The sequence below is a fragment of the uncultured Acinetobacter sp. genome (assembly GCF_947624825.1).
GTDB lineage: Bacteria > Pseudomonadota > Gammaproteobacteria > Pseudomonadales > Moraxellaceae > Acinetobacter.
Genome location: NZ_CANQLZ010000065.1, coordinates 1 through 11,628 on the forward strand (window position 1 = coordinate 1; position 11,628 = coordinate 11,628).

An 11,628-nucleotide genomic window follows, 5' to 3' on the forward strand; every position below is an offset into this window, starting at 1 on the left:
GCTCAGTAGGTAGAGCAACGGATTGAAAATCCGTGTGTCCCCAGTTCGATCCTGGGTCTCGCCACCATATTCAAAAATCCCCAAACTTTAAGTTTGGGGATTTTTTTTGGCTAAAATGATTTAAAAAATAAATATTTAATATTTTTTAACGAAAAGTGTTGACTATCTTTAGCAGATAGGGCTTAATACACCGCATCGGCGTGATAGCTCAGTAGGTAGAGCAACGGATTGAAAATCCGTGTGTCCCCAGTTCGATCCTGGGTCTCGCCACCATATTCAAAAAAGCCTCAAACTTTAAGTTTGGGGCTTTTTTTATGTCTATAATAAAATCATCAATAATAAAAATGATGAGAACAAGAATGAAAGATTTATTTTCCGAACAAAGTGCCCACTATGCCAAAGCACGTCCTATGTATTCACAAGAAATCATGGCGCAAATTTTATTGTTAGTACCCGAACGTGACTTAGCTTGGGATGTTGGCGCAGGCTCTGGACAATTTACACATTTATTGGCTGAGCAGTTTACGCATGTATTGGCCACTGATATTAGCCAAAACCAATTACAACATGCTCCTGAGCTTAAAAATGTACGCTATGCCATTCAATCGGCCACACATAGCGGCTTAATGGCACATGTGGTGGATTTAGTGACGGTGGCACAAGCCATTCATTGGTTTGATTTTGAGAGTTTTTATAAAGAGGTGCGTCGCGTCCTTAAACCTGAAGGTATTCTTGCTGTGATTGGTTACGGTTTAATTCAGATTCATGATGAAGGTTTAAATCAACAAGTAGAGCATTTATATCAACATACCTTAAAAGGCTATTGGGCACCTGAGCGACGTTATATAGATGAAAATTATCAAAGCATTCCATTTCCATTTCAAGAGGTTGCCACCCCGCCTTTGGAACTCAATTATATTTGGACCCCTGAGCAGTTATTTGAATATTTAACCACATGGTCGGCAGTGCAAGACTATGAACGTAAAACAGGGCATTCTGCTTTAACACAGATTGCAGAGGCATTACAGCAACATAAAGACAGCTCTGTAAGCGTCACCTTTCCTGTATTGCTTAGAATTGGACAATTGGCGCATCCTTGAAACTAAAAAAACGCCCAATGTGGGCGTTTTTTTTAAAAGCAAAACTTATGCGTTTTCAGTTTCAAGCATGCTGCCTGTTGCTTCAAACTTAGCATGCCAAGCAAGTGCTTCAGTTAAGATATGGGGTGTTTGACCACCTTTAGCACATGCACGATCAAAGTAATCGTTTAACGCAGCTTGGTACATTGGGTGTACACAGTGGTCAATAATGGCACTGGCACGCTCACGCGGCGCTAAACCACGAAGATCAGCTAAACCTTGTTCTGTGACTAATACGTCAACGTCATGGCAAGCATGGTCAATGTGAGACGCAAATGGAACAATAGATGAAATTGCACCGCCTTTAGCAATTGACTTGGTCACAAAAATCGCAATGTGCGCATTACGTGCAAAGTCACCTGAACCACCAATACCGTTCATCATTTTGGTACCGCATACGTGAGTTGAGTTTACGTTACCGTAAATATCAAACTCAAGCGCAGTGTTAATGCCAATAATACCTAAACGACGTACGATTTCAGGATGGTTTGAAATTTCTTGTGGACGCAGCACTAATTTGTCTTTGTACGCTTCGATGTTATTAAATACTTTTTCACCGAATTTTTCCGATAAAGTAATTGATGAACCTGAAGCAAAAGTCATTTTGCCTGCATCAATCAATTCAAAGGTACAGTCTTGTAGTACTTCTGAATACATCACAAGGTTTTCAAAATTAGAATCTTTTAGACCTGTTAATACCGCATTGGCAATTGAGCCAATACCTGCTTGTAATGGACCTAAGTTTGATGGTAAACGCTCTGCTGCAACTTCACGTTCAAAGAACGCAATTAAATGATCAGCAATGGCTTGTGTTTCATCATCTGGCTCAGTCACAGTTGATGGAGAGTCATGTAATTCGCTGTTAAATACGATACCGACGATTTTTGCAGGATCCACTTGAATCGCTTGTGTACCAATACGTTGATCAGAAACAGTCAATGGGATTGGACCACGTGTTGGACGCATCTCTGGGATATAGATGTCATGTAAGCCTTCAAACGCTGGGCTTAAATTAGTGTTGATTTCAACAATCACTTTATCAGCAAATTGTACAAAGCTTGCTGAGTTACCCACAGAAGTCGTTGGAATGATGCCGCCATCTTCAGTGATCGCAACTGCTTCGATGATTGCAATTTCATTTTTCTTTAACTGACCGTTACGCATTTGCTCAACAGTTTCAGATAAATGTTGGTCAATAAACATCACGTCGCCATTGTTGATGGCTTTACGTAGCGTGTTGTCTACTTGGAACGGTAAACGACGTGCAAGGACACCAGTTTCTGTTAATTTTTTGTCAAGGTCGTTACCTAAACTTGCACCTGTCATTAGGGTAATTTTAAGCGGGTTAGTTTTAGCACGTTCAACTAATGCTAAAGGAACAGCTTTCGCCTCACCTGCGCGGGTAAAGCCGCTCATACCGACAGTCATGCCATCTTGGATAAACTCAGCTGCTTGTTCTGCGCTGATAACTTTGTTATGTAGTGAAGCTAAACGAATGCGATCTAAAGACATGGTTTACTCTCGTTAAAATTTAAATCTGAGACGGATTGTACCGATCAGAAAAGCCATTGTGCATAGCTGTTAGTCTAAGGTCTAATTTTTTAAAAAAATGTGGGTATAAATTATATTTATAAAGTATAAACACATGATTTTAATCAAATTAAACCAATTGGTTGATGCTTTAAACAACTACATTTGTTTAAATATTAAACAATAGTTAAAAGCGATCACTTAAGCTTTGCTTAAGTTTTTCAAGTGTACTATGTGTTTCAATTTCAGGTTTTGGCTTTTGATGAAGCGGCAATGAAATGATGGCTTCTAAACCACCTTCAGGGCGATTTTGAATTAGAAGTTCACCTTGATGAATATCAACAATACGTTTCACAATCGCTAAACCTAAGCCACTCCCTTGTACTGTACGCGCAGCATTGCCACGTACAAAAGGTTGCATGAGATCTTGAATTTGATCTTGTGGAATCCCTTCGCCATGATCTGCAACACAAATCAAGATACGTTCATTGATCATTTTTGCAGAAATATCAATAGGTTCTGCGCCATAGCGTTTAGCATTGTTAATTAAATTACCAATTAAACGCTTCAGCGACAGACTACGCGCTTGAATAATAGGAAGTTCATGGGGGCAAAAGCGAATATTTAAAGGCTTAAATTGCACTACTAATTCTTGCAATAGACTATTGAGGTCGGTGTCTTGCGGTTCTTCATCTGAGCCATCACGCATGTAAGAGATAAATTGATTTAAAATTGCATCCATATCTTCTACATCGTAAATCAGACCTTCTTTTAAAAAGTCATCTTCTGGCATCATTTCGGCGCTTAAACGAATACGCGTTAAGGGGGTGCGTAAATCATGCGAAATCCCAGCCAACATAATGCGGCGTTCACGCTCGGTTTGATCTAAGTTATAGACCATACGGTTAAAGGCTTGATTCACCTCACGAATTTCTTGAGGCCCATGATTGGTGTCTAAATAGGGTGCAGTACCGGTTTTGGTAAAGCTGTTGGCTGCATTTTGTAAGCGACGTAATGGACGATTGAGCTGGCGCACCAAAGTTAAAATGATTATCGCGGCAATTAATGGGGTGCCAAGTAACCACACTAAAATTAATTCAGGGCTATAATTGGCATAGGTTTTTAGCGGCTCGCGTACCCAGTTGCCGTTCATATTGGGGGTTTGAATCCAAATGCGTGGGCTAGGCTTAAATTGAAAATAAACAGTCACATTTTCAATCCCAAGCTCTTTGGCAAGCGTCGCTTCAATTTCATTGGTAAAAAATTCAGCCAACACCTTGTCGCGAATATTAGGAAACTCATCGGGGTTGCTAATGTACTCAAGTCCCATACGATCTTTGAGCCATATTTGCGGATTAACGATTTCCCCTTGATGATAAATACGTAAGTCAGGGTCACTTAAAATATCAAGTTCGACTGCCAAATAACGCGCATGCTGCTGAATTTCAGGCAAATACAAGGTGCGCCAGAAAAACCAAATTGACATAAATAAACTAAACACCACCACAAACAACACCAACACGGTGGTACGCATGGCAGCCGAACGCGGTTTAATCTTGTCCAAAAAACGCTCGGTATGGGTACGTTTCTTTTCCGAATACGCTACGTAGTCTGTAAAGTCTTGTGGGTCTAGAGGATCAAGTTTCACCGCTGTTCTCAAGGTCAGTCAAAAAAATAGGGTTTACATGTGTAAACCCAAGCTTGATTATTCTGCACCATTGGGTACAAAGACGTAACCCACACCCCATACGGTTTGAATATAACGGGCACGGGCAGGATTTTCTTCAATTAAACGGCGTAAACGTGACACTTGAACGTCGATAGAGCGCTCCATCGCACCCCATTCGCGACCACGCGCCAAATTCATCAGTTTGTCACGAGTCAGTGGCTCACGCGGATGTTGTACCAAAGCTTTAAGCACCGCAAATTCACCTGTAGTTAAGGTCACCACTTGACCTTCACGGGTTAGGGTACGGGTAGATAAATCTAATGACCAAGGACCAAAACTGACCACTTCCATATGTTGGCTTGGTGCGCCTGGTACTTCACGTACTTGACGACGCAATACTGCACGAATACGTGCCAACAATTCATTTGGGTTAAACGGCTTTGGTAAGTAATCATCTGCACCGGCTTCTAGGCCTGCAATGCGGTCGGCATCGCTACCACGTGCGGTCAGCATAATAATTGGGGTATCAATATTGGATTGACGTAAACGACGACAGATACTTAAACCATCTTCTACCGGCAACATAAAGTCGAGCACAATCAACGAGAATAATTCACGTTGCAATAGGCGATCCATTTGCGTGGCATCATGTGCAGTTTTTACCACAAAGCCTTTATCTTCTAAAAAACGCTGTAGCAGGGTACGTAAACGCACATCATCGTCTACAACGAGAATGCGTTCGACGCGGTCAGTTTCTTGTACAGCATCTAAATTTTCAGCGGGTACAACTAAACTCATGATGTGCTCCTTATTCTTTATTGTCATCGTCAGGTCTGATTTGAGTATACGATATTCAATGGGGTTTACTATGTTCTAAAGCAACAAATATTCGAGCTAAAATCAAGACATAGATACCAAACGTATACAGCGAACATCGGTTTAGATCCCTCATCAAGCTTAGCTTTAAGTGCATTTTTGCTGTTATTTTGAGCGCTTAATTAAAACTATAACAAATTGCTCGGCACAACCAAGCACAAATTTACGAAAACAAGTGTGGATTTTATAGTCTTGGTCTTTATAATCATGGCATTTAGTACTTATCCTTGTGGGATCAACACGATGACTGACTTAGTTCAGCAGTTGGCAAAAGAAATTGCCGTACGTCCAAATCAAGTCGAAGCTGCCATTAAGCTAATCGACGAAGGTGCCAGCGTTCCATTTATTGCGCGTTACCGTAAAGAAGTAACTCAAGGCTTAGACGATACGCAGTTACGCCAGCTCGATACGCGCTTATCGTATTTACGTGATTTGTTTGAACGCCGCGAAAAAGTCATCGAATCACTCAAAGAACAAAACAAACTCTCTGATGATTTATTAGCGCGTGTGAACGCGGCAGAAACTAAAAATGCATTAGAAGAAATCTACGCACCTTACCGCCCAAAACGTACCAGTAAGTCGTTTAAAGCCAAAGAAGCCGGCTTAGGTGAGATTGCCACGCAAATTTTAACCCAAGATGTTGAGCCAAGTGCTGCACTGGCAGGTTTTAGCCATGAAAACTATGCCGATTTAGACGCGCAACTTGCCGCGATTCAGCACATCATTATTGATGAGTGGGCGCAAAATATTGCACTTACCACTGAGTTAAAAGTTATGTTTGCGAAAACGGCTTTACTCAAAAGTGCTGTAGCAAGTGATGAGAAAAAAGAAGTTGGCAAAAAATTCCGTGACTACTTTGATTTTTCTGAAAACTTAAACAAAGTGCCATCACATCGTTTACTGGCCATGTTACGTGGTCGTCAAGAAAACGTACTGGGCTTAAAAGTAGATGGTGAAGATGCAGCAGCATTGGCACGTATTGAAGCTGAATATCAGTTAGATTCGATTCAACCGCAAGCGCGCCAAGAATTTTTAAAGCAAACTGCACAACTGTTTTGGTCAGGCAAAGTACGTCCAAGCATTGAACATTCATTACTCACAGAAAAACGCTTAAACGCCGAAACTGAAGCAATGAACGTTTTTGCAGAAAATCTACGTCATTTATTGTTATCTGCCCCGGCAGGCGCGCGCACCACTTTAGGTGTGGACCCTGGTATCCGTACAGGCGTGAAATTGGCTGTGGTCAATGCATCAGGCGATGTGGTTGCACATAGTACAGTTTATCCATTTGCACCTAAAGACGATAAAGCCGGTGCAATTGCCGAATTGGCACGTTTATGCCGCGAGTTTAATGTAGATCTAATTGCCATTGGCAATGGTACAGCAAGCCGTGAAACAGAAAGCGTTGTCGCAGAGATGATGGCAGCCAATAGCGATCTTAACTTAACCCGTGTGACAGTTTCAGAAGCAGGTGCATCGGTTTATTCGGCGTCGGAACTGGCATCACAAGAATTACCAGATTTAGATGTGTCCATTCGTGGTGCGGTATCCATTGCGCGTCGTTTACAAGATCCATTGGCAGAATTGGTTAAAATTGAGCCAAAGTCAATTGGTGTAGGTCAATACCAACACGATGTCAACCAAACAGGTTTGGCAAAAATGCTCGACACTGTGGTTGAAGACTGTGTGAATGCAGTAGGTGTTGATGTAAATACAGCGTCTGCGGCGATCTTGGGTTATATCGCAGGCTTAAACAAAGCTATTGCGCAACAAATTGTTGAATACCGTAAAGAACATGGTCGTTTTGAACAACGTACTGCACTTAAAAATGTACCACGTTTAGGCGAGCGTACTTTTGAGCAAGCGGCAGGTTTCTTACGTATTCAAGAAGGTGCAGAGCCATTAGATGCATCGGCTGTGCACCCTGAAAGCTATGATTTAGTGGCAAAAATTGTGGCGGCTAAAGGCACCACAGTTCAAGACATTATTGGCAATTCAGAAATTATTCGCCAAGTAAATGCTGAAGAATTCGTAGATGAAAAAGTCGGTCTGCCAACGATTCAAGATGTGTTAAACGAACTTGAAAAACCGGGTCGCGATCCACGTCCTGAATTCCGTACTGCTAAATTCCGTGATGATATCACCGATGTAAAACAACTCACCGAAGGTTTAACTTTAGAAGGTGTGATCACCAATGTAACCAACTTTGGTGCATTTGTGGATGTAGGTGTGCATCAAGATGGTTTAGTACATATTTCAGAACTTGCTAACGAGTTTGTGGCCGACCCACATAAGGTGGTTAAGCCAGGTCAAATTGTACAAGTACGTGTACTGAATGTAGATACTGAACGTCAGCGTGTAAACTTATCTATGCGTCCTGAAGGTTCTCAGCCAGTGAAAGCACCGCGTCAACCACGCCGTGAAGCAACTGAGCCACGTACTGAGCGTAAGCCGCAAGCTAAACGTCCGCAGCAACGTCCACAAGGCGACCGCCCACAAGTGAAAAAACCACAGCAACAAAAACCTCAAGAAGCCAAAATTGGTGGTTTAGGTGCATTGTTACTACAAGCAGGTATTAAAGGTTCTAAATAATCCTTTAACGCTGCGTTAAAAAAACCTCCCAAATGGGAGGTTTTTTAATTTATAGCATAGGAACAATCCAACCGCATAAAATCAGCATAATGCCAAAATGTCCCACTTTACGCGTGACTTTTACCACTTTAGGCATGTGTGCTTCGGTTTTTTGGTTGGGATGTTTGACTAACTTTAAAAAGTAGGTCGATGCAGCTAAATCTAAACAAATCAAAATTGCACCAATATCGGCGACAATTTCCATCAGTTCATATTGTTGTGTTGCAATACTGCTGATGATGCCGTAACTCAAAAACAGGGCAAAGGCTAAAAAGGCGTAAACAAGGACGATGTGCCACTTCATAATTTAAAATTCAATCTATTTATTTCAAGGAGCCTTCAACAGCACTGTGTAAGTGCTACGTTTTGCTCCAAACACTAAGGGCTAAATACAAGCAAGTGTCGAGAAAAATAATGCTTATCTATCCAATTGGCAAGATAATCTTTTTAAAACTGATCTCGCTTGTCTTGCTACACCTAAAACAGCAGCAGGCTTACCAATGTTCACCAGGGAAAATACGTGCATAAGCCTTTTGGATCCAATTTAACTTTTGCGGTTGACCCACAGATGCGCTTGAACTTGGGAATAAATTAAAGCCAATCGACATCAGTTTATTGTTAACGTCTGGTGCAACTGCATAAGTCATTGAGGCTAAATAACCTAAACTGGTGGCAATTTTCTTCGGGCGTTTAATCACGGCATAAGCGACTAAATCGGCAGCTTGTTCAGGGCTTAAAGTGGGCACATAGTTGTACATTTTTGTAGGTGCAATCATTGGTGTGCGTACCAACGGCATGTAGATCGAGCTAATGGCAATATTGTGTGAATGTACCTCGGCAGACAAACAACGACTAAACGCATCAAGTGCAGCTTTAGAGGCTACATAAGCCGAAAAGCGTGTTGCATTGGCCAATACACCAATCGAGCTAATATTAATAATATGACCTTGGCGACGCAGCATCATTTTGGGCAACAAGTTCATAATTAAACGTACCGAGCCAAAATAATTAAGCTGCATGGTACGTTCAAAATCATGAAAACGATCAAGTGATTCATGTACCGCACGACGAATAGAGCGACCGGCATTATTGATTAAAATATCAATATGACCTACATCTGCCAAAATTTGTGCCGAAACACGATCAATTTCCTCTAAATCGTTTAAGTCACAGGCATAAACAGAGGCCTGACCGCCACGTCCTACAATCCCTGCTTGGACCACTTCAAGGGTTTCTTGTGTACGTGCTAAGAGTAGAACATGCGCGCCTGCATCGGCCAACTTGTTGGCGGTGGTCAGACCAATACCACTAGACGCACCAGTGACCAATACAATTTTGCCTTCTACACGCTTATGTAACAATTTTTCAAACTTTGCCTTCACGGTAATGTTTCCTGACCTATTCTTAAAATGAGCTCTTGTTTTTTTATGACATTGTTTGACATAGAAGTCATTGGCTTCAAATGCTTAAGTGTTATAAATCATAGTTGATTTCAGTAAAAATGCCAGTTTTGTTTAAAAAATCCGCATTTTATCCTAAATAAAGGCATACATAATGGCGAATGAAGTAAAAAATTATGCAGACCTTATATTTGAGCTTATAGCATGCAAAAATTACACCTATAAGACAATTGGAGCACTCTAAAAGCTCAATCTGGGGTTTTAGATGCTCCATATAAGTGTAAACTTTTTGAGTCATGTTCATCGCTTTGACATATGCATAGCCTATAAAATAGACCTAGCTTTAATGCGTGTCTAAATGATGGATTGATATGCTGATGTTTAGGGTAAAAATAATATAATTTAAATAAAATCAATTGGATGGTTGGGTTTTAAAAAGATATTTACAACAAACTCAGCAACTTGAGCAACATGCCTTATTTTTTCAAAGTATTCATCGTATAATACCCGATTATTTTTTCGCTCATTTGAGCCGGGGCGCTTCATCCCCGAAATTAGTTTTCTATTGAGGAGTCCTACGTGGCCCAATATATTTACACGATGAACCGTGTGTCGAAGATGGTTCCGCCGAAACGCGAAATCTTAAAAGACATCTCTTTATCATTTTTCCCGGGCGCTAAAATTGGTGTTCTTGGTTTAAACGGTGCAGGTAAATCAACCTTGCTTCGTATTATGGCGGGCGTAGATAAAGATTTCTCTGGTGAAGCGCGTGCACAACCAGGTATCAAAATCGGCTACCTTGAACAAGAACCACCTTTAGACGAAACTAAAGACGTTCGTGGTAATGTAGAAGATGGTTTACGTGAACCGCTTGATGCGTTGGCACGCTTAGACGAAGTTTTTGCTGAATATGCAGCAGAAGATGCAGACTTTGATGCGCTTGCAAAAGAGCAAGAAAAGCTAGAAGCAATCATCCAAACTTGGGATGCACATAACTTAAGCAACCAAATGGATCAAGCTGCTGCTGCGCTGAATCTTCCTGCTTGGGATGCAGACGTAACGTTGCTTTCAGGTGGTGAACGCCGCCGTGTTGCACTTTGCCGTTTATTGCTTTCTAAACCTGATATGTTGCTTCTTGATGAACCGACGAACCATTTAGATGCATCATCTGTTGCTTGGTTAGAACGTTTCCTTAAAGATTTTGCGGGCACAATCGTTGCGATTACGCATGACCGTTATTTCTTAGATAACGTGGCTGAATGGATTCTTGAGCTTGACCGTGGCATGGGTATTCCATACCAAGGTAACTATTCTTCTTGGTTAGAGCAGAAAAATGCCCGTTTAGAGCAAGAGAACAAGCAAGAAGAATCTTTTGCTAAAGCACTTAAGAAAGAACTTGAATGGGTTCGTTCTAATGCCAAAGGTCAGCAAAAGAAAAACAAAGCGCGTATGGAGCGTTTTGAAGAGCTTAACTCACGTGAATTCCAACAACGTAACGAAACTTCTGAAATCTACATTCCACCTGGTCCACGCCTAGGTAACAAGGTTGTAGAAGTTGAAGGCATCAGCAAATCGTTTGATGGTCGTACGCTGTATAAAGATTTATCGTTCGTTGTACCACCAACTGCAATTGTCGGTATCGTGGGTGAGAATGGCGCGGGTAAAACGACGCTATTCCGTATGATGACTGGCGAATTACAACCAGATACAGGTACTGTTGTACTTGGTGAATCGGTTAAAGTTGCTTATGTTGGTCAGATCCGTGACACATTAGATAATGATAAAACGGTTTGGGAAGAAGTTTCTGGCGGTTTAGATATCTTAAAGATTGGTGATTACGAAATTGGCTCTCGTGCTTATATCGGTCGCTTTAACTTTAAAGGTCAAGATCAGCAAAAACGTGTAGGTCAATTGTCAGGTGGTGAGCGTAACCGTCTACAACTTGCGAAAATCCTACAGCTTGGTGCTAACGTGATCTTACTCGATGAACCGTCAAACGACTTGGACATCGAAACTTTACGTGCATTAGAAGATGCAATTTTAGTATTCCCAGGTAGCGTAATGGTGATCTCGCATGACCGTTGGTTCTTAGACCGTATTGCAACGCACATCTTGTCATTTGAAGGTGAAACACCAGAATTCTTTGATGGTAACTATACTGAATTTGAAGAATATCGCCGTAAACGCGATGGTGATGATTTAGTTGCGAAACGTCAAAAATATCGCAAAATTGGTGGTTAATCCCATCGCATAAAAAAAACCAGCCTCAGGGCTGGTTTTTTTATGTTTTGACAAGCCAAATTAAGCTTAGATTTGCCATTCATGGTTGCACTGACGGCATTTCCATTTTTTTTGTGATTGCATAAACGCTTGCATAGACAAT

8 protein-coding genes, 1 tRNA gene and 1 pseudogene are annotated in these 11,628 nt (G+C 41.3%); 4 read left to right on the plus strand and 6 right to left on the minus strand.

From position 1 onward, the window contains the following. Nucleotides 1–197: 197 nt before the first annotated feature. Nucleotides 198–273, plus strand: a tRNA-Phe gene (locus Q0017_RS11855). 86 nt (nucleotides 274–359) lie between these two features. Then, a complete protein-coding gene (locus Q0017_RS11860; protein WP_298147078.1) occupies nucleotides 360–1,100 on the plus strand; it encodes a class I SAM-dependent methyltransferase in 741 nt (246 codons plus the stop codon). Between the two features lie 45 nt (nucleotides 1,101–1,145). On the opposite strand, the gene Q0017_RS11865 is transcribed toward Q0017_RS11860, so the two are convergent. The 3 genes from Q0017_RS11865 to ompR form a co-directional block, all read right to left on the minus strand. Then, the gene (locus Q0017_RS11865; protein ID WP_298147081.1) at nucleotides 1,146–2,651 is read right to left on the minus strand and encodes an acetyl-CoA hydrolase/transferase family protein; all 1,506 of its coding nucleotides are present in this window, start codon (nucleotides 2,649–2,651) and stop codon (nucleotides 1,146–1,148) included. A gap of 205 nt (nucleotides 2,652–2,856) precedes the next feature. Next, entirely contained in the window at nucleotides 2,857–4,317 is a 1,461-nt protein-coding gene (locus tag Q0017_RS11870) for an ATP-binding protein (RefSeq protein WP_298147084.1), read from the minus strand. 57 nt (nucleotides 4,318–4,374) lie between these two features. After that, entirely contained in the window at nucleotides 4,375–5,136 is a 762-nt protein-coding gene (ompR, locus tag Q0017_RS11875; RefSeq protein WP_297423361.1) for a two-component system response regulator OmpR, read from the minus strand. A 321-nt stretch (nucleotides 5,137–5,457) separates the two neighbouring features. Here ompR and Q0017_RS11880 point away from each other — a divergent pair, with 321 nt between their 5' ends. After that, a complete protein-coding gene (locus tag Q0017_RS11880; protein ID WP_298147088.1) occupies nucleotides 5,458–7,806 on the plus strand; it encodes a Tex family protein in 2,349 nt (782 codons plus the stop codon). A 49-nt stretch (nucleotides 7,807–7,855) separates the two neighbouring features. On the opposite strand, the gene Q0017_RS11885 is transcribed toward Q0017_RS11880, so the two are convergent. Continuing rightward, nucleotides 7,856–8,149, minus strand: coding sequence for a hypothetical protein (locus Q0017_RS11885; RefSeq protein ID WP_298147091.1), 294 nt, complete (start codon nucleotides 8,147–8,149; stop codon nucleotides 7,856–7,858). Nucleotides 8,150–8,339: 190 nt separating this feature from the next. After that, nucleotides 8,340–9,227: an SDR family NAD(P)-dependent oxidoreductase gene (locus Q0017_RS11890; RefSeq protein ID WP_298147093.1), complete on the minus strand. Its 888-nt coding sequence runs from the start codon at nucleotides 9,225–9,227 to the stop codon at nucleotides 8,340–8,342. Nucleotides 9,228–9,824: 597 nt separating this feature from the next. Between Q0017_RS11890 and ettA the strand changes: the two genes are divergently transcribed. Then, complete coding sequence (gene ettA / locus Q0017_RS11895) at nucleotides 9,825–11,486, plus strand: energy-dependent translational throttle protein EttA (protein WP_298147094.1); 1,662 nt, start codon at nucleotides 9,825–9,827, stop codon at nucleotides 11,484–11,486. A gap of 66 nt (nucleotides 11,487–11,552) precedes the next feature. On the opposite strand, the pseudogene Q0017_RS11900 reads toward ettA, so the two are convergent. Further along, nucleotides 11,553–11,628, minus strand: a pseudogene (locus Q0017_RS11900) (hypothetical protein); the annotation flags it as partial.

Bases quoted from the DNA above. Each gene is read 5' to 3' on its own strand.
- Q0017_RS11860 (WP_298147078.1), top strand. From the start codon at position 360: ATGAAAGATTTATTTTCCGAACAAAGTGCCCACTATGCCAAAGCACGT.
- Q0017_RS11865 (WP_298147081.1), bottom strand. From the start codon at position 2,651: ATGTCTTTAGATCGCATTCGTTTAGCTTCACTACATAACAAAGTTATC.
- ompR (WP_297423361.1), bottom strand. From the start codon at position 5,136: ATGAGTTTAGTTGTACCCGCTGAAAATTTAGATGCTGTACAAGAAACT.
- Q0017_RS11880 (WP_298147088.1), top strand. From the start codon at position 5,458: ATGACTGACTTAGTTCAGCAGTTGGCAAAAGAAATTGCCGTACGTCCA.
- Q0017_RS11885 (WP_298147091.1), bottom strand. From the start codon at position 8,149: ATGAAGTGGCACATCGTCCTTGTTTACGCCTTTTTAGCCTTTGCCCTG.